The sequence below is a fragment of the Leifsonia sp. EB34 genome (assembly GCF_041260585.1).
Taxonomy (GTDB): Bacteria; Actinomycetota; Actinomycetes; order Actinomycetales; family Microbacteriaceae; genus Leifsonia.
Map to the genome: position 1 here is coordinate 1,516,597 of NZ_JBGCCV010000002.1, position 17,632 is coordinate 1,534,228.

Sequence of the window (17,632 nt, forward strand, 5' to 3'; positions counted from 1 at the left end):
GTGGTGAATCTACCCGACCCCCGCCCGCACCCCCTTTCCCCAAGCCGTCGAGTACGCGAAAAGTCCGCCGTTCCGGGCGGAAACGGCGGACTTTTCGCGTACTCGGGAGTCGCCCGGCGTCAGCCGGCGCCGAGGTAGGCCTCCTTGATGGCGGGGTCGGCGAGCAGCTCGCGGCCGGTGCCGGAGCGGGTGATGCTACCGGTCTCCAGGACGAAGGCGCGGTGGGCGCGCGCCAGCGCCTGGTTGGCGTTCTGCTCCACCAGCAGGACGGTGGTGCCCTGCTTGTTGATCTCCGTGATGATCGAGAAGATCTGCCGGATGAACTGCGGGGCCAGCCCCATCGAGGGCTCGTCCAGCAGCAGCAGCCGCGGGCTCGACATCAGCGCGCGGCCGATGGCGAGCATCTGCTGCTCGCCGCCGGACATCGTGCCGCCGACCTGCGTCTTGCGTTCGGCCAGTCGCGGGAACAGCGAGAACACCCGGTCGAAGTCCGGCCCCATGTTGGAGCGGTCCTTGCGCCCGAAGGCGCCCATGTCGAGGTTCTCCATCACGGTCATCCCCGGGAAGATCCCGCGACCCTCCGGAGCCTGCGAGATTCCGCGGACGACACGGATGTGCGCCTTCATCTTGGTGATGTCCTGGCCGTCGAACAGGATGGAGCCCTTCGACGGGTTCAGGATGCCCGAGATGGTCTTCATCGTGGTCGACTTGCCCGCGCCGTTCGCGCCGATCAGGCTGACGATCTCGCCCTCCTCGACCGAGAACGACATGTCGTGGATCGCCTCGATGCGCCCGTAGGCCACACTGATGTTCTTCAGCTCAAGCAACGTCATCTTCGGGCTCCCCGAGGTAGGCGGCGATCACGCGCGGGTCGTTCCGGATCTCGTGCGGCACGTCGTCGGCCAGCTTGCGGCCGAACTCCAGCACCACGATGCGATCCGTCACGCCCATGACCAGCTTCATGTCGTGTTCGATGAGGAGGACGGTGTACCCGTCGGCCCGGATGGTACGGATGAGGTCCATCAGGTCCTCCTTCTCCGCCGGGTTGAATCCGGCGGCCGGCTCGTCCAGGCAGAGCACCTTGGGGTCCGTCGCCAGGGCGCGCGCGATCTCCAGGCGACGCTGCGACCCGTAGGGCAGCGACCGGGAGAGGTCGCCGGCGTGGTCGGCGATGCCCACGAACTCGAGCAGGGCCATGCCGCGCTCGATCGAGGACTTCTCCTCCCGCGTGTGCCGCGGCAGCCGGAGCAGCGCACCGGGCACCGACGTCCGGTGCCGGGCGTCGAGGCCGACGACCACGTTCTCCAGCGCCGTCATCTCGCCGAACAGGCGGATGTTCTGGAAGGTGCGGGCGAGACCCAGCCGGGTGATCTGGTGCTGCTTCCGGCCCTTGATCGACTGGCCCTCCAGCAGCACGTCGCCGCTGGTCGGCTTGTAGACGCCGGTCATGGCGTTGAAGCAGGTGGTCTTGCCCGCGCCGTTCGGCCCGATCAGGCCGAGGATCTCGCCGCGGCGGATGTCGAAGGAGACATCGTCGAGGGCGAGGAGGCCGCCGAACTTCACCGTGAGGTTGCGGACCTCGACGATGTTCTCGCCGACCTCGACCGCGATCTCGCGGTCGGGGGCCGCCGCCTCCGCGACGTCCAGGTCGATGCCTGCCGCCTCCAGCTCGCCCTCGTTGGCGCCGAGAGCCGGCTCCTCCTCCGGGGTGAATGGGGTGGGGGGTGTGGTGGGTCCGTCGCTCATCGCGCGCCTCCCTTCGCCGTCTGGGCCACTCTTCGGTACGCGAGCCGCCCGTACGCCAGGAGCTTCTGCCGCGCCGGGAACAGGCCCTGCGAGCGGAAGATCATGATCAGCACGAGCGCGATGCCGAAGATCAGGTACTTGTAGTCCGCGATCGCGGTGAACCGCAGCGGGATGTACGCCACGATCGCACCACCGATCATCGCGCCGACCTTGTTGCCCGCGCCGCCGAGCACGACGGCCGCGAGGAACAGGATGGAGGTCTGGACGTCGAACTTCTGGTTGTTGACGAAGCCGACCTGCCCGGCGAACAGCGCGCCGGAGAGCCCGCCGACGCCGGCGCCGATCGCGAACGCCCACACCTTGTACTTGAAGGTGGGCACGCCCATGATCTCGGCGGCGTCCTCGTCCTCGCGGATGGCGATCCAGGCGCGGCCCACGCGGCTGCGCTCCAGGTTGCCGACCAGCAGCAGGATCACGATGATGATCGTCACCGTGAGCCAGTACCAGGGCACGCCGTTCGAGTTGGAGAAGATCGGGATGCCCTTGGCGTCCGTTCCCGGCGGGTGGCCGACGTTCTGGAAGCCGACCTGGCCCTTCATCGCCGGGATGATCGTGGCGAGGATGCGCACGATCTCACCGAAGCCGAGCGTGACGATCGCCAGGTAGTCGCCGCGGAGGCGGAGCGTCGGCACCCCGAGGATGACGCCGAAGGTCATGGTCACCGCCATCGCGACCGGCACGGTCCACAGGTACGGGATCTTGACGAACGGCGAGTCCGGGCTGGTCAGCATGGCCGCGGTGTACGACCCGACGGCGAAGAACGCGACGTAGCCGAGGTCGAGGAGGCCGGCGTAGCCGACCACCACGTTCAGGCCGATCGCGATCAGGCCGTAGGTGGCCATCGCGAAGCACGCGAGCGGCCAGTCGTTGCCCGGCTCGGTGGTGAGCGGGAAGAAGTTCAGGTACGGCAGCGCGTACGCCAGCGCCACCACGATGAGCAGCCACGCCCACTGCGCGGCCCGCGGGAGGCCGTTCCAGTAGTCGCGCAGCGGCTGCAGCGGACCCTTCTTGCGGCCGGCGCGCGCTGCCTCCAGCGCGTCCGCGGCCTGCTCCGACCGTCCGTCGGGCAGGACCTTGGGGCCTTCCGTCGTGCTCATGCGCGGCTCCGTCCGAGAGAGGTGCCGAGGATGCCCGTCGGCTTGACCAACAGCACCAGCACCAGCACGACGAACGCGACGACGTCGGTCCACTGCGAGTCGCCCAGCAGGATCTGGCCGTAGTTGCCGATCACGCCAAGGAGCAGGCCGCCGAGGAGGGCGCCGCGCACGTTGCCGATGCCGCCGAGGACGGCCGCGGCGAACGCCTTGACGCCGAGCACGAAGCCGCCGTTGTAGATCACGCCGGACGGCACCAGCATCACGTAGAACAGGGCCGCGGCGCCGGCGAGGATACCGCCGGTGATGAAGGTGATCTGGATGATCTTCTCCTTGTTCACGCCCATCAGCGTCGCGGTGTCGGCGTCCTGCGCGACCGCGCGGATGCCGCGGCCGGTGCGGGTGCGGCGGATGAACATGTCGGTGGCGATCATCAGGACGACCGAGGCGATCACGATGATGAGCTGCTGGCTGTTCACGATCGTCCCGAAGACGTCGAAGATCGGCTTGGGGATGAACATCGTCACCGCCGGCTCCGCGTTCGCGCCCCGGATCAGGAAGATCAGGTACTGGATCGTGAACGAGGCGCCGATCGCCGTGATGAGGAACACGAGGCGTGGCGCGTTCCGTTTTCGCAACGGTCTGTACGCGACGCGTTCGAGCACGTAGGCGGTGGCCGCGGAGGCCGCCATGCCGACCAGCAGCGCGAGCACCAGGTCGCCGACGATCGCGACCGGGCTCAGGTTGGGCGCGCTCGGGCCGAAGCCGAGTGAGGTGAGAGTGATCACGACGCCGTACGCGCCGACGATGAACACCTCGGAGTGGGCGAAGTTGATCAGGTTGAGCACGCCGTAGACGAGCGTGTAGCCGACGGCGATCAGGCCGTAGATGGCGCCGAAGGTGAGGCCGTCGAAGGTGGCGCTCCAGAAGTTCTGGACGAGCGCGTTGACGTCGAAGTTGATCCACGAGTTGTCGAGGACGGGATGGACGAGGAGGAGGGTTTCGAGCATTCGAGCTTCCAGGTGTCAGTGCCGGATCGTCGTTGGTCCGGCTCAGGTCTTACGAGCGTACGAGCGAGTCGAAACAAAGGTGCCGCGGGCCACGGTGGCCCGCGGCACCTTCGCGTGTCGCGTTATCCGATGGTGCCGATCGGGACGATCTTGCCGCCCTCGACCTTGTACCCGTAGACGGTCGGCGCCTGGAGCTCACCGGTGGAGTCCCACTTGTAGTGCTTGCTCAGGCCGTCGGCGTCGTAGTTCTTCACCCAGTCGACGAGCTTCGCGCGGGTCGTGTTGCCCTTGTCGATGCCGGCGAGCAGGACGGTGGTGGCGTCGTAGCCCTCGATCGAGTAGGTGCCGGGCTCGGCGCTGGCGAGCGACTTGTAGGCCGACTCGAACGACGGGATCAGCTCACCCGGGATGCAGGGGCAGGTGAAGTACGCGTTGCTGGACGCGTCGCCGGCCAGCTTGATGAACTGGTCGTCCTTCACACCGTCGGGGCCGACGAACGTGCCCGTGTAGCCCTTGTTGACGAGCTGCTGGTCGAACGGCGCACCCTCGGCGTAGTAGCCCGAGTAGTACACGGCGTCGGGCTTCGCGTTGATGATCTTGGAGATCACCGCGGAGAAGTCCTTCTGGCCGGTCGTCACCTTGTCCGTGCCGACCAGCGCGCTGCCGAGCGCCTTGGAGGTCGTGGTGCCGAGGCCGATGCCGTAGTCGGAGTCGTCCTGGACCAGGTAGACCTTCTTGGCCTGCAGCTTGTCCGTGAGGAACTTCGCCGCCGCCGGGCCCTGCACGGCGTCGTTGCCGAGGCCGCGGAAGAAGGTCTTCCAGCCGTTCTGGGTCAGCGCCGGGTTGGTCGCGGACGGGGTGATGTGAACCAGGCCCTGCTGCTCGAAGATGTTGCCGGTCGCCTTGGACTCACCGGAGAACGGCAGGCCGACGACGCCGACGATGTCGGCCTCGTTGACCGCCTGGGTGACCGGGCCGGTCGCCTTGTTCGGGTCACCCTCGGTGTCGAACTTCTTGAAGCCGACCTGGCATCCCTTGTTGGCCGTGTTGTGCTGGTTGATGGCCAGCTGGATGCCGTTGAAGATGTTGATTCCGAGCTGGGCGTTCGGGCCGGTCTCGGCTCCGACGTACGCGATGGTGAGCCCGGAGGGGCAGGTGGCCTTGCCATCACCCGCGGGGAGAACCGCGTCCTTCGGGGTGGAAACCGAGGTGATAGCCGGGATGTTCACCTTCGAGTTGGTGTTGGTGGAGCCACCAGTGGACGGCTGGTTGGCGCACCCAACGAGGAACAGTGCGACTGACGCTGCAACAGCCGCACCGATCGTGACTTTCTTTCCTAGCATCTTTTGCCTCTCGACGTGAATCCGTGTCGAACGCGGCGTTATTGCCTCGTCGCACCACGAATATGTGTGCTGAGACTACATGCGATGCAAGCATTTGCACCCGCCATTCGGGCGCAGATTTACACGATCGAAACCAAACGGTTCGATGCTCTTCACAGCACTCGTGGCCCGGGTTATGGTGAGTAGTTCGCCGCACATCCGATTACGACGACAGCGGGAGGCAGCGGTGCGCATCGAGCGACTCTCGCCGCCTTCGGCGCTCGGCACACCCGAGTCGCTGCTGTTCGAGGAGCTCATCGGCGTCCTGAACGGGATCAGCGTCGCCCTCTGGGGCTCCGACGACTTCGTGGAGACGGCCGAGGAGGCCCTGGCCACGTTCCGCGCGCAGGACTATGAGGAGAAGATCCTCCTCGTCGCGATCGAGGACGGCGTGGTCGTCGGGCGCGTCGAAGCGGCCTTCCCGCTGGACGAGCGCGCCGAGACGGTGAGCCTCCTGGTCGATGTCGCCCCGGCCGCGCGCGGCCGCGGCATCGGGTCGGCGCTGCTGGCCGCCGGCGAGGAACTGGCAGCGGAGGGCGGACGGCGTGTCATCAGCGCGTACACCGAGCACCCGGCGAGCACGCTCGGCGACAGCGTCTCGGTCGTGCGGGCGTCGTCCGGCACGGCCGGGCTGCCGGCGGAGTCGCGCGACGTCCGGTTCGCTCTGCGGCACGGCTACCGGCTCGGCCAGATCGAACGCTCCAGCGAACTGCGGCTCCCGCTCCCCCGCGCCCGGGAGGCGGGCCTCGCCAGCACGGCGGCCTCGGCGATCGGCTACCGCGCCGTGTCGTGGCTCGGACACGCGCCGGACGACCTCCTGGAGCCGTTCGCGACACTGAAGGCGCGCATGTCGACCGACATCCCGCAGAGCGGCATCGCGGTCGACCGCGAGGAGTGGACCGGCGAGCGCGTGCGCGCCCAGGAACGCGAGCTGGCCGAACGGGGCGAGCCGCTGCTGGTCACCGCCGCCGAGCACATCGACACGGGCGAGCTGGCCGCCTACACCGAGATCGCGGTCCCGGCGGACGGCGACAAGGCCGAGCAGTACGACACGCTGGTCGCCCTCCCCCACCGCGGCCACCGGCTGGGCACGCTGGTGAAGCTCCAGAACATCCACGAGCTGGCGCACCACGCACCGCACATCCACCGGCTGCTGACCTGGAACGCGGACGAGAACGCGCCGATGCTGGCGATCAACCGGGCGTTCGGGTTCCAGTTGCACGCGTTGACGGGGCACTGGCAGAAGACGGTGGGATAGCGGGCGCCAGCAACTCCGGAAATCCCGGCCGCTCAGCTCTGCCACGCCGGATGAACGGACACTTCCCGCGCGTGGCGTCCCCATTCTCCGGATTTGCACCAACTCCGGAGAGTGGGGACGACGCGCCGCACGGGTCTCCATAACTCCGGAGAACGATCGGAGAGGCGGGCGGGGTTCCGGAATTACGGGCGAGGGACCCGCACCCGCTGACACCGCGGGCACAAGTGTGACGACCGGTTCATGAACCGCTCCCGCACGATCGGCGTCCCGCAGCGTGGGCACGGCTTCCCCTCCTGCCCGTACACATTGAGGCTGTGGGCGAAGTACCCCGAGTTCCCGTTGACGTTCACGTACTGCGCGTCGAAGCTCGTGCCGCCCTCTGCCAGAGCCTTCTCCAGCACGTGGCGCACCTCCGCCAGCAGCGTGCGGGCCTTCGCCCGCGTCAGGGTCGACGCCGGCTGCTCGTAGTGGATGCGGGCGGCCCAGAGCGCCTCGTCCGCGTAGATGTTGCCGATGCCGCTGATCACCGTCTGGTCGAGGAGGACCCGCTTGATGCCGCTGTTCTTGCGGGCGACCGCGGCGAAGAAGCCGGCGTCGTCGAAGGCCGGGTCGAGCGGGTCGCGCGCGATGTGGGAGACCTGGGTGGGAATGAGCGGTTCGAACGTGCCGAGGCCCGCGGCGGCTCCGTCCGCGGTCGGGACGAGTGTGTCCACCGCCATCGAGCCGAAGATGCGCTGGTCCACGAAGTTCACCCACAGCTCGCGGCGGTCGCCGGGCAGTGTCGCCGCCGTCTCGATGTGCAGGCGAATGCGCAGGAGGCCGGTCTCGTCCCAGCCGGGCTCGCGCAGCAGGATCTGACCGCTCATCCCGAGGTGGGCGACGATGGCGCGGCGCGGTGTGCCGTGCAGCGGAATCCAGAGGAACTTGCCGCGGCGGGCGGGCTCCTCCATCACGCGGCCGGTCAGCAGCGTCTCGAACGCGCCGGCGACCGGGTCGTGGCGTTTCAGTGAACGCGGCTCGAAGACCTCGACGCCGAGGATGGTCGCCCCCGTGACCGCCGGCGCGAGGCCCGCGCGGACGACCTCAACCTCGGGGAGCTCGGGCACGGCGGCGGTTCAGCTCGGTCCAGGCGCTGAGCGCGGCGGCCATCTCGGCCTGCTTCTTGCTCGTGCCCTCGCCGGTGGCGGTGACGAGGTCGCCGACCGAGACGGTGGCGTGGAAGAGTTTGGAGTGGTCAGGGCCGGTGTTCGTCACCGTGTAGACCGGGAGGCCGGCGCCGCGGTGGGCAGCCGCCTCCTGGAGGCTGGTCTTGGGGTCCATCGCCGCCCCGAACCGGTCGGGGTCGGCCAGCAGCGGGTCGATCAGGCGCAGCACGAGCGCGGTCGCCGCCTCGCCGCCGGCGTCGAGGTAGGCGGCACCGATCAGCGCCTCGACGGTGTCGGCGAGGATGGAGGCCTTCTCGCGGCCGCCGCTCTGGTTCTCGCCGCGGCCGAGCCGCAGGTACTGGCCGAGGCCGATGCTGCGCGCGACCTCCGCGAGCGCCACCGAACTGACCAGACTGGCCCGGCGCTTCGCGAGCTCGCCCTCGTCGAGGTGCGGGTTCTCCCGGAACAGCTTGACCGTGACGGCCTGCCCGAGGATCGAGTCGCCGAGGAACTCCAGGCGCTCGTTGTTGGGGATGCCGCCGTTCTCGTACGCGTACGAGCGGTGGGTCAGAGCAAGCACAAGAAGCTCGGGGTCGATGTCGACCCCGAGCTTCTCGATGAGGGCAGAGCGGTCAGTGTTCTCCCCGACCACGTTCCTGCTTCCCCCTACTGCGTTTGCCTCGTGCGCTGTTCAGCCGCGCGGCCGAATCAGACGTCGGCGACCTTGCGGCCCTTGTACTCCATGAAGAGGGCGGTGCCCGCGGAGTCCTCGACGACCTTGGCACGGTGCGGGAGGCTGTAGACGACCTTGCCGTTCTCGATCGACTTGACGAGGGTGGGGACCTCGGCCTTCCACTGCGAACGGCGGGCGTGGGTGTTTGCGCGAGACTGCTTCCGCTTCGGAACGGCCATGACTATCTCTCTTCTCCAGCCCCGGCGGCCGGGGCGTTGTTGCTGGTGGACTCGGTGTCGGAAGCCTGGAACGCCGCGAGCGCGGACCAGCGAGGATCGACGGTCTCGTTCGGCTTGCGGTCCGGTACATCCGCCAGCCTCTCCCCGGTCTCTGGATCGAGACCCGGGCAGTCCGGCCGGCACACCGGCTGAAACGGCAGTGCGAGCACTACCGCATCCCTGATCAGAGGTTCAAGATCCACGTGGTCGTCGTGAACCTCATAATCGAAAGCTTCCGTAGAAGGATACGCGAAAAGTTCCTGGAAATCGACTTCGACAGGCTGGTCGATGTCGATCAGGCACCGTCCGCAGACGCCGGTGGCGTCGGTCTCGGCCTCCCCCGTCACGAGGATCCCCTCGTGCATCGACTCCAGCCGGAGGTCGAGATCGATGGTCGCGCCCTCGGGAACGGACAGCAGCCCTTCGCCCAGCTTCTCGCGCACCGGGATGCGGATGTGCTGCTCCCGCATCTCGCCGGGCCGCCGCATGAGGTCGTACACGCTGACGGTGTACGGGGTGTTTCTGAAAGTGCTCACGGTCGGCTATTTTACGCGGGCCCACCGACGCTCGCAGGCGACCGCCAGCCGGCTGGCAGCAACGACACAGGAATCAGCGCCGCCTTGAGACGCAGCGCCCGGCCCGCCTGCCCCTCCAGAGCGTCGATCGCCCGGTGGAGGTCGTCGGCGAGGCCGACGGCGACGGCGCGGGTCGGAGGTCCGAAGGCGTCGCGCTCGCGCACGTCGAGCAGGCGCAGCACGGCCTCCTCCCCCGGCGTCCCCTCCACAGCGGCGGCGATGCGGCGGGCGAACACGCGCGGCGTCTCGGTGTCCGGCGCCGACCAGCCCAGGTCTCGCGCGGTGTCGCGCAGCTCGTCCCACACGATCGGCGCGCCGCCCCACGACTCCGAGAGCCGTCTCAGCCGCGCCCGTCTCCGCATCCGGCGCAGCACGGCGGGCGTCAGGAGCACCGCGAGCACCAGCAGAGCGACACCGAGCCCGGAGAGCACCGGCTGCAACGGCGACGGCGGCGTGGTGCCGGCGGCGCCCGCGACGTTCGGCTGGTCGCTCGGGACGAGGCGCTTCGGCGCGGCCGACGCGCCAGGCGCCGTCGTCGGGTTGGCCTGGTCCGGCGTGACGTTCGGCCGGGTGTAGCTCGGGATCGTCCCGCGGCCGACCGTCGGCTCGAACGGCACCCAGCCGACGCCGGCGAAGTACAGCTCCGGCCAGGCGTGCAGGTCGTCGCTGGTCACCGTGTACGTGCCAGGGCTGTTCGCCGTCCCGCCGCTGGAGGTGCCGGGCAGGTAGCCCTCCGCCACCCGGGCAGGGATGCCGAGGGTGCGCGCCATCAGCGCCATCGCCGAGGCGAAGTGCACGCAGTACCCGCTCTTGACCTCCAGGAACTTCGCGATCACCTGCGCGCCGTCGCCGTCGTAGCCCTGCTTCAGCGGGGTCTGCGTCGAGTAGACGAAGCCGTTGTCGCGGAAGTAGTCCTGCAGCGCCACCGCTTTGTCATACTCCGACACCGCCCCCGCCGTGGCGGCCAAAGCGGTCTGCCCGACGATCGTCGGCATGTTGGAGGGCAGGAAGAGGTCGCGCTGGATGTCGGCGGGGACGAAGCCTCCCGCCGCCTTGAGCTGGTCCGCCGTCGGAGCGAGCACGAGGCTCGTCGCGGTGTACTTCTGACCCTGCGTCGTGACGTTGATGCCGCCGAGGGTGAGGTCGTCCGGATCCCACGACCAGGTGCCGTTCAGGCCCTTCACCGACTGCACGGGCGCGGGCACGGGCAGCCAGCGGCTGGTCATGTTGTCGATCTGCACCGACGTGGTGATCTTGGACCGCTTGACCGTGTCGGCCAGCCCGGGGACCGGGCCGACCGCCACGCCGTCGGACACCCGCTTGGTGTCGCGCTCGCGGTGCTTCCAGACCGAGCCCGTGAACTGGTCGAGCGAGGCGAGCTTGAGGTACGGGCCGGTGGCGGCCGTGGTCGTGTAGGTCAGCGCGCGCACGGCGGCGGGACGCCGGAGGTCCTTGCCGAGGTCGATCAGCGGCGTCACGGTGCCGCCGATCGAGATGCCCCCGGCCGTGAAGGAGGTCGCCCCGCCCTTGTCGAATCCGGGCGCCGTCCCGGACAGCAGCATCGCGACGACGACCGCAGCCGCACCGACCGACAGGGCGGCGGCCGGCCTCCCGGCCGCGGGCCTCCTGGTGCGGACGTCGCAGCGCAGCAGCCAGAGGAAGGCCGCGGCCGACGCCGCCAGAGCGACGGGGTCGAGCCCGTCGCCCAGCAGCGCCCCGGGCACCACGAGCACGGCCGCGACCGCGAGCGCCGTGAAGGCCGGGGTGCGGATCCCGATGGCCAGGACGTCGAGGATGATCGCGATGACGCACGCGCCCGCGACCACCAGGAAGATGAACTCGGGAAGGCTCTCGGCGGGGGTGCCCTGCTGGTAGATCGACAGCATCGCCTGCTGCAGATACACGCCCCAGCGCTGCACGGTCGCGGGCGTCGGGACGAGGCCGAGCAGCCCGGTCCCGTTGCCGAACGTCACCGTCATGACCACCGCGGCCAGCACGAGCTCCAGCACGGGGACGAGTCCGCGGTGCACGCCGGCGGCGCGGAGGCCCGCGCCGCACACCAGCAGGAACGAGCTGGTCAGCATGAGCGCGAACCACCAGGTCGGCCCCTGGATGAGGCCGCCCAGCGCGAAGCTGAGCGCGAGCATCTGCAGCACCAGCGCTCCGGTGATCCGCCAGTAGGCCTGCCGCCGCGGCTGGACGCGGGACAGGCGCAGCGGGAGGGCCTCGCTAACCATGACCGACCACCGCCCGCTGCCGGGTGAGGGCGCGCTGCCAGCACTCGGCGGGGTCGTCGCCGGCGGCGAACGGGACGCAGAGCCAGCCGGCGTCGCCGAGTGCGTCCTCCACGTCGGGCGCTGCCCCTTCGCCGACGAACGCGACGGCGGGGTCGCCCATCCCGCGGAGCGCCGCGAGCGAGCCGAGCTCTGGCGTGCTGTCGAGGAGGACGGCGAACAGCGGGACGGCCCGTCCGGCGCGGCGGAGGCCGGAGGCCAGCTCGGCGACCGCGTCGTCGCGCGGGACGGCGGACGCGTCGACCGCGGCCAGGTCCGCGAGCAGCAGCCGGTCGGCCGTCCCGCGGTCGTAGGTGGGCGTCACCGAGCCCAGGGTGCCGGTCCGGCCGGCTCCGCTGCGGCCGGAGAGCTGCCGGGGGGCGGTCTCCACCACGCTGAGGACGAAGCCTTCGTCGAGCAGGTGCACACCCACCGAGGCGACCAGCTCCATCAGCGTCTCGAAGAGCGCGTCCTCCGGCTCGTAGGCGCTCCGGGCGACGGGCGGACGGACGGTGCCGGGCGGCAGGGGGGCCGGGCGCGTGTCCATCAGGATCCAGGCCTCCGGGTTGCTGCGCTGCTCCTCCTGGCGGACCATCAGCTTGTCGTGCCGCGCCGTCGCCCGCCAGTGCACACGGCGCAGCGGGTCGCCCGGCCGGTACTCGCGCGCGATCAGCTCGTCGGCGCTCGGGATGCTGTGCCGCTGCAGCTCGTGCTCGGCGCCTTCGCTGTGCGCCACATCCAGCTCGCCGCTCGAGAGCGGCACCACGCGCGGCGTCACCAGCAACTGCCGCGGCTGTCCGACCGCGTACTCCGCATAGGCGACGCCGAACGGGTCGGTGCGGCTCACGATGAGCGGGCCCACCGGATGCGACCCGCGCCGGAAGGCGACGACATCCTGCCGCAGCACCACCGTGTCGCGGCCGTGGGTGACGTTCACCTGGTGGGCGGCCAAGCGTGGGAACGACGCGGAGGCCTGCACCTCGACGCCGACAGGCGCGTACTCGCGCCAGCGGGCGGGCGGGCTCGGCCGGGCGGCCTGGTTGCGCGCGGTCGTGACGATGGTCGCCTGCTCCCCCACAGCGACGACGTCGGGATGGAAGCTGCGGGCCACGGTCAGCCGCGGGCGGTCGAGGGTGACCGAGATCATGGCCGCCAGCGGCAGCACGGTGAGGAAGACGCCGACGAAGAGCACGTCGGTGCGGCCGAAGAACGCGGAGGCGGCCAGCGCGACGACGCCGACGGCGCCGAAGGTCCAGCCGCGCGCGGTGGGGCGCGGTTTCTTCAGGGGCGACGGCCCCCCGCGCCCTGCCACGGCCTACTCCCCGCCTGTGCGCGCGGCTCCGGTGGCGGCCCGGCCTCTGCCGGACGCCGCCGGCCCGCTCCCTGCGCTGTTCCCCGCGCTCGTCCCTGCGTTCGTCCCTGCGGCTGTCCGCGCCGAGTCGCTCGCACCGCCGATCGCGCCGGAGCCGACCGGCACGGGCGTGGCCGCGACGATGCGGCGGACGATGTCCGCGATGACCGGCGCGCTCTCGTGGTGGTGGCCGAGCGCACGGCTGGTCGGCAGCAGCCGGTGGCCGAGCACCGGGACCGCCAGAGCGTCGATGTCATCGGGCAGCACGAAGTCCCGGCCGTCGAGCGCCGCCATGGCCTTCGCCGCCCGGACGAGCTGGAGTGTGGCGCGCGGGCTCCCGCCGAGCCGCAGATCGCGGTCCTCGCGCGTCGCGCGCACGAGGTCGACCGCATACTGCTTCACCGGCGAGGACGCGAACACCGCTCGCGCTGTTGTCATCATCGAGCGCAGCTCCTCGGACGTGACCACGGGTCCGATCCGGGACAGCGGGCTGGAGGTGTCGCGCGTGGTCAGCATGGCGAGCTCGGACTCCTCGTCCGGATAGCCCATCGCGATGCGGGCCATGAACCGGTCGCGCTGCGCCTCCGGGAGCGCGTAGGTGCCCTCCATCTCGACCGGGTTCTGGGTCGCCACGACGATGAACGGCGCCGCCAGCGGATAGGTCGAGCCGTCGACCGTCACCTGGCGCTCCTCCATGCACTCCAGGAGGGCCGATTGCGTCTTCGGACTGGCCCGGTTGATCTCGTCGCCGATGACGATGTTCGCGAACACCGCGCCGGGCTTGAACTCGAAGCGGCGCTCCGCCTGGTTGTAGACCGAGACGCCGGTGACGTCGCTGGGCAGCAGGTCCGGGGTGAACTGGATGCGGCTGACCGAGCAGTCCACCGACTTCGCCAGGGACTTTGCGAGCATGGTCTTGCCGACGCCCGGCACGTCCTCGATCAGGAGGTGTCCCTCGGCGAGCAGGACCACCAGGGCCGTCTGCACCGCCTCGTGCTTGCCGTCGATGACGGACTCCACATTGGCGGTGATCTGCTCCGCGGCGCGCCTCAGCTCGTCCAGGTCCATGCCCGGGGCGGGCAGACCCACCTCCTCCGGTGCGACGGAGGACTCCGTGGGCTGGCGCGTCGCGTAACTGTTCATCTCTCCACCCGGGTCATGTGGTTGACAGCAGTTCCGATACGGCGGGGGGCACGTAGGGGCTCACGTCCCCGCCGAGGTTGGCGACCTGGCGCACGAGCGAGCTCGACACATGCGCGTTCGCCGGATCGGGAAGGAGGAAGACCGTCTCGACGTCGGCGAGGTGGCGGTTCACGATCGCCATCGGGGTCTCGTAGGCGACGTCGACCTGGGAGCGGATGCCCTTGACCAGCACGTCGGCGCCGACATCGGTGCAGTAGTCGACCAGCAGGCCGACCGACCAGGAGGCCACCACGATCCGGCCCCCGATGCCGGCGTCCTCGATCGAGCGCTCGATCAGCGCCACGCGCTGCGCGATGGGCAGCAGGGCCGACTTGTCCGGGTTGTGCACCACCAGCACGTGGACCTCGTCCCACAGCCGAGCGGCCCGCTCGATGACATCGAGATGTCCGAGAGTGACCGGGTCGAACGATCCAGGGACTACAGCGATCCTGTTCATAGGGGACCAGACTATTACGCGGTACCCGGCTATTCGTTGTGAATCCGTTATCTCCGCCGCTGCCGCACATTCGTGACGAATGTCGCGAAAAGCGCTGCCGGAGTCGACCTTCGTCACGAAGGTCCGGGCGCGGCCGTCAGGATTTGCCGAGGAAGGCCCGCTCCGACTCGTCGAGGCGCCGGGCGAGCGCCGCGGCGAGGGCGGGATGGGCGGCGAGGCCGCCGTCGTCCAGGGTCTCGGCGGCCGCCACGCGCGCCTCCGAGATGAGCTCGCCGTCGGACACCACCCGCAGCAGCTTCAGCGAGGACCGGCCGCCCGACTGGCGGCTGCCGAGCACGTCGCCCTCGCGGCGCAGCTCGAGGTCGACGTTGGCGAGCTCGAAGCCGTCGAGCGTCGCCGCGACCGCGTCGACCCGCTCGCGGGCCAGCGATCCCTCCTCGGCGTAGGTGACGAGCAGGCAGAGACCCGGGATGTCGCCTCGACCCACCCGGCCGCGGAGCTGGTGGAGCTGCGAGACTCCGAACCGGTCGGCGTCGAGCACGATCATGGCCGACGCATTCGGCACGTTGACGCCGACCTCGATCACGGTCGTGGCGATCAGGAGGTCGAGCTCGCCGGCGGCGAAGGCGCGCATGACGGTGTCCTTCTCGTCGGAGGACAACCTCCCGTGCAGCACGCCGACGCGCGACTGCGCGAACAGCGGGTCGGCGCGCACCTGGGCGGCGACCGACTCGACGTTGGCGGTGGGGCGCGGCGGCCCCGCGTCCTCGTCGGGGGCCGGCGCCTCCTCGCCGTCGTCCTCGGCCTCCTTGACGCTGATCGCCGGGCACACCACGAACACCTGACGGCCGCGGCCGATCTCCTCCGACGCGCGCTCCCAGATGCGGCGCTCCCAGCCCGGCCGGTCGGCGAGCGGGACCACGAAGCTCTCGATCCCCTGGCGGCCGGCCGGGAGCTGCGCGATGGTGGAGACCTCCAGGTCGCCGAACACCGTCATCGCCACCGTGCGCGGGATCGGCGTCGCCGTGAGCACCAGCACGTGCGGGGGCGTCCCGCCCTTCGCGCGCAGCGCCTCCCGCTGCTCGACGCCGAAGCGGTGCTGCTCATCGACGACGACCAGGCCGAGGTCGAAGAACGTGACCGCGTCGCCGAGCAAGGCGTGCGTGCCGACCACGATGCGCGACTGCCCGCTCACCGTGCGCAGCAGCGCCCGCTTGCGCTCGGCGGTCGAGAGCTGGCCGGTGAGCAGCGTCGGCATCAGCTCGGCGGACAGGTCGGGGCCGAGCATGTCGGCGATGGAGCGCAGGTGCTGGGCGGCGAGCACCTCCGTCGGCGCGAGCAGCGCGGACTGGCCGCCGCTGTCCGCCACGGCGAGCATCGCCCGCAGCGCGACCAGGGTCTTGCCCGAGCCGACCTCGCCCTGCACCAGCCGGTGCATGGGCTCGGCCGAGCCGAGGTCCTGCGCGATCTCGCGTCCGACGTCCGCCTGGTCGCCGGTCAGGGTGAACGGCAGGATGGCGTCGAAGCGCTCCAGGAGGCCTCCCGGCGTCGCCTGCCGCGGGGTCGCGGCGACCGAGCGGGCCTCCGCGCGCTGCTGCAGGAGGGCGGCCTGCAGCACGAACGCCTCCTGGAAGCGGAGGGCGTCGCGGGCCCGCTGCCACTCGGCGTTCTTCTGCGGCCGGTGGATGCCCTCCAGCGCCTCGCGGAACGGCAGCAGCCCGCGCTCGGCCGCGACCGCTTTCGGCACCGGGTCGGGGCACGGCCCGAGCGCGTCGAGCGCCAGCCCGACGGCCTTCTGCACCTGCCAGCTCGCCACCGTGCCGGTCGCCGGGTAGATGGGGATCGGGGTCTGCGCCCACTCCTTGGCCGCGGCGCTGCCGGGGGCCACGGCGTTCTCGGCGTCGTCGGCGAACAGCTCGTAGTCGGGGTGGGCGAGCTGGAGGGCGCCCCGGTAGGCGGACACCTTGCCGGCGAAGATGCCCCGCACCCCCGGCGCGAGCTCCTTGGAACGCCAGGCCTGGTTGAAGAAGGTGAGCGTCAGGATGCCCTCGCCGTCGGAGATCTTCACCTCCAGGATGGAGCCGCGCCTGGCCCGCATCGGGCGCTCCTGCACGCGCAGCACCTCGGCGACGATCGTGACATGCTCGTCCAGCGGCAGGTTCGCCAGCGCGGTCAGCTCACCGCGCGACGCGTACCGGCGCGGGTAGTGGGCGAGCAGGTCGGCGACGGTGCGCATCCCGAACGCCTTCTCGAACGCCGAGGCCGTGCGCCCGCCCAGCACACCGGTCAGCCGGGTCTCGAGCGCGACGGAGCCGTCGGAGGCCGGGGCGGTGCTGGAGGTCATGGTTCGATCGTAGGGGCCGCCTCCGTCGCCGCGTCGCGCGCGTGCGCCTCGACGTCGGCGAGTGCCGTCAGCTCGTCCGCCACGTCGCTCTCCCCGGGGCGTTCGGCCGCGAGCCTGGCCTGGATGTCGAAGGCCTCCTGCCAGCGACCGACCTCGCGCAGGCAGCGGGCGAGCGACCAGCGTGCGGCGAACTGCTGGTCGAGCGTGCCGTAGCGCTCAGCGGCCTCCAGAGCCGCCTCGAACGAGCCGAGCGCCTCCTGCGCGCGGCCGGCGTCGAAGAGCGCCCAGCCGCGGTTGTTGTGCAGGGCGACGGCCCAGCGCAGCGTGCGCGGGTCGGTGGCGTTCGCGAGATCGGCGAGCCCCTCCTCCGTCCACTGCTCCGAACGGGCGGGGTCGGCGAGGGCGAGCATGTGGGCGGCGTCGACCGCGAGGAACGTGTCGTCGTCGCGCCGCGCGGCCAGCAGGGCGCTCTCGAACAGCGGGATGGCCTCCGACCGCCGGCCCTCGGTGTTCCGGAGCCGGCCGCGCTCCAGCAGGATGCGCACGGCGAGCGTGTCCACCGCCGGCTCCAGGGAGTCGAGCAGGCCGTCCGCCTCGGCGAACCGGCCCTGCAGGCCCAGCGCGCGGGCGCGCTGGGTCTCCAGCTCGGCGCGCACCAGTTCGGGGCGGTCGGGTTCGGCGGCAGCGATCGCGAAGCGTTCGGCGGAGGCGATCGGGTCGTCATACCGCCATAGGGCGTCGAGTTCCGCCTGCTGGAGGCGTTCGTCCATCCTCCTATTCTGCTGTCGGCGCGGCGGCACCGCT

Annotated in this window: 16 protein-coding genes; 1 reads left to right on the top strand and 15 read right to left on the bottom strand. The window is 70.6% G+C overall.

Annotated features, from left to right (window positions below; translation table 11 throughout):
- Positions 1–119: 119 nt before the first annotated feature.
- From ABIA36_RS16750 to ABIA36_RS16770, 5 genes are all read right to left on the bottom strand, one after another.
- Positions 120–827, bottom strand: coding sequence for an ABC transporter ATP-binding protein (locus tag ABIA36_RS16750; RefSeq protein ID WP_369963775.1), 708 nt, complete (start codon positions 825–827; stop codon positions 120–122).
- A complete protein-coding gene (locus tag ABIA36_RS16755; RefSeq protein WP_369963661.1) occupies positions 820–1,746 on the bottom strand; it encodes an ABC transporter ATP-binding protein in 927 nt (308 codons plus the stop codon). The genes ABIA36_RS16750 and ABIA36_RS16755 overlap by 8 nt, the downstream gene beginning before the upstream one ends.
- Positions 1,743–2,903: a branched-chain amino acid ABC transporter permease gene (locus ABIA36_RS16760; protein ID WP_369963662.1), complete on the bottom strand. Its 1,161-nt coding sequence runs from the start codon at positions 2,901–2,903 to the stop codon at positions 1,743–1,745. The genes ABIA36_RS16755 and ABIA36_RS16760 overlap by 4 nt, the downstream gene beginning before the upstream one ends.
- Positions 2,900–3,910, bottom strand: coding sequence for a branched-chain amino acid ABC transporter permease (locus tag ABIA36_RS16765; protein WP_369963663.1), 1,011 nt, complete (start codon positions 3,908–3,910; stop codon positions 2,900–2,902). The genes ABIA36_RS16760 and ABIA36_RS16765 overlap by 4 nt, the downstream gene beginning before the upstream one ends.
- Positions 3,911–4,032: 122 nt before the next feature.
- On the bottom strand, positions 4,033–5,253 hold the full coding sequence (locus ABIA36_RS16770; RefSeq protein ID WP_369963664.1) for a branched-chain amino acid ABC transporter substrate-binding protein: 1,221 nt from the start codon (positions 5,251–5,253) through the stop codon (positions 4,033–4,035).
- 226 nt (positions 5,254–5,479) lie between these two features.
- Between ABIA36_RS16770 and ABIA36_RS16775 the strand changes: the two genes are divergently transcribed.
- Positions 5,480–6,550 (top strand): GNAT family N-acetyltransferase, encoded by a 1,071-nt coding sequence (locus ABIA36_RS16775; protein ID WP_369963665.1) that lies wholly within the window; start codon positions 5,480–5,482, stop codon positions 6,548–6,550.
- Positions 6,551–6,732: 182 nt separating this feature from the next.
- Here ABIA36_RS16775 and mutM read toward each other — a convergent pair whose 3' ends face one another.
- The 10 genes from mutM to ABIA36_RS16825 form a co-directional block, all read right to left on the bottom strand.
- Positions 6,733–7,656 carry a bifunctional DNA-formamidopyrimidine glycosylase/DNA-(apurinic or apyrimidinic site) lyase gene (gene mutM, locus ABIA36_RS16780; RefSeq protein ID WP_369963666.1) on the bottom strand — a complete coding sequence of 308 codons (924 nt, stop codon included), beginning with the start codon at positions 7,654–7,656 and terminating at the stop codon, positions 6,733–6,735.
- Positions 7,634–8,347: a ribonuclease III gene (gene rnc, locus ABIA36_RS16785; protein ID WP_369963667.1), complete on the bottom strand. Its 714-nt coding sequence runs from the start codon at positions 8,345–8,347 to the stop codon at positions 7,634–7,636. The genes mutM and rnc overlap by 23 nt, the downstream gene beginning before the upstream one ends.
- Positions 8,348–8,403: 56 nt before the next feature.
- Entirely contained in the window at positions 8,404–8,607 is a 204-nt protein-coding gene (gene rpmF / locus ABIA36_RS16790; RefSeq protein WP_055919953.1) for a 50S ribosomal protein L32, read from the bottom strand.
- Positions 8,608–8,609: 2 nt separating this feature from the next.
- Positions 8,610–9,116, bottom strand: a complete 507-nt coding sequence (locus tag ABIA36_RS16795) for a DUF177 domain-containing protein (RefSeq protein ID WP_369963776.1) — start codon at positions 9,114–9,116, stop codon at positions 8,610–8,612.
- A 77-nt stretch (positions 9,117–9,193) separates the two neighbouring features.
- A complete protein-coding gene (locus ABIA36_RS16800; RefSeq protein ID WP_369963668.1) occupies positions 9,194–11,458 on the bottom strand; it encodes a transglutaminaseTgpA domain-containing protein in 2,265 nt (754 codons plus the stop codon).
- Complete coding sequence (locus ABIA36_RS16805) at positions 11,451–12,806, bottom strand: DUF58 domain-containing protein (RefSeq protein ID WP_369963669.1); 1,356 nt, start codon at positions 12,804–12,806, stop codon at positions 11,451–11,453. The genes ABIA36_RS16800 and ABIA36_RS16805 overlap by 8 nt, the downstream gene beginning before the upstream one ends.
- Positions 12,807–12,809: 3 nt before the next feature.
- The gene (locus ABIA36_RS16810) at positions 12,810–13,988 is read right to left on the bottom strand and encodes an AAA family ATPase (RefSeq protein WP_369963670.1); all 1,179 of its coding nucleotides are present in this window, start codon (positions 13,986–13,988) and stop codon (positions 12,810–12,812) included.
- A gap of 13 nt (positions 13,989–14,001) precedes the next feature.
- Positions 14,002–14,484 (bottom strand): pantetheine-phosphate adenylyltransferase, encoded by a 483-nt coding sequence (gene coaD / locus ABIA36_RS16815; RefSeq protein WP_369963671.1) that lies wholly within the window; start codon positions 14,482–14,484, stop codon positions 14,002–14,004.
- 136 nt (positions 14,485–14,620) lie between these two features.
- Entirely contained in the window at positions 14,621–16,828 is a 2,208-nt protein-coding gene (locus ABIA36_RS16820) for an ATP-dependent DNA helicase RecG (protein ID WP_369963672.1), read from the bottom strand.
- Entirely contained in the window at positions 16,825–17,598 is a 774-nt protein-coding gene (locus ABIA36_RS16825) for a tetratricopeptide repeat protein (protein ID WP_369963673.1), read from the bottom strand. Before ABIA36_RS16825 ends, ABIA36_RS16820 begins: the two co-directional genes overlap by 4 nt.
- Between the last annotated feature and the right edge of the window lie 34 nt (positions 17,599–17,632).

Coding starts and splice junctions, on each gene's coding strand:
- ABIA36_RS16770 (WP_369963664.1), bottom strand. CDS start 5,253: ATGCTAGGAAAGAAAGTCACGATCGGTGCGGCTGTTGCAGCGTCAGTC.
- ABIA36_RS16800 (WP_369963668.1), bottom strand. CDS start 11,458: ATGGTTAGCGAGGCCCTCCCGCTGCGCCTGTCCCGCGTCCAGCCGCGG.
- ABIA36_RS16765 (WP_369963663.1), bottom strand. CDS start 3,910: ATGCTCGAAACCCTCCTCCTCGTCCATCCCGTCCTCGACAACTCGTGG.
- ABIA36_RS16760 (WP_369963662.1), bottom strand. CDS start 2,903: ATGAGCACGACGGAAGGCCCCAAGGTCCTGCCCGACGGACGGTCGGAG.
- ABIA36_RS16820 (WP_369963672.1), bottom strand. CDS start 16,828: ATGACCTCCAGCACCGCCCCGGCCTCCGACGGCTCCGTCGCGCTCGAG.
- rpmF (WP_055919953.1), bottom strand. CDS start 8,607: ATGGCCGTTCCGAAGCGGAAGCAGTCTCGCGCAAACACCCACGCCCGC.
- ABIA36_RS16825 (WP_369963673.1), bottom strand. CDS start 17,598: ATGGACGAACGCCTCCAGCAGGCGGAACTCGACGCCCTATGGCGGTAT.
- coaD (WP_369963671.1), bottom strand. CDS start 14,484: ATGAACAGGATCGCTGTAGTCCCTGGATCGTTCGACCCGGTCACTCTC.
- ABIA36_RS16755 (WP_369963661.1), bottom strand. CDS start 1,746: ATGAGCGACGGACCCACCACACCCCCCACCCCATTCACCCCGGAGGAG.
- ABIA36_RS16795 (WP_369963776.1), bottom strand. CDS start 9,116: ATGCGGGAGCAGCACATCCGCATCCCGGTGCGCGAGAAGCTGGGCGAA.
- ABIA36_RS16810 (WP_369963670.1), bottom strand. CDS start 13,988: ATGAACAGTTACGCGACGCGCCAGCCCACGGAGTCCTCCGTCGCACCG.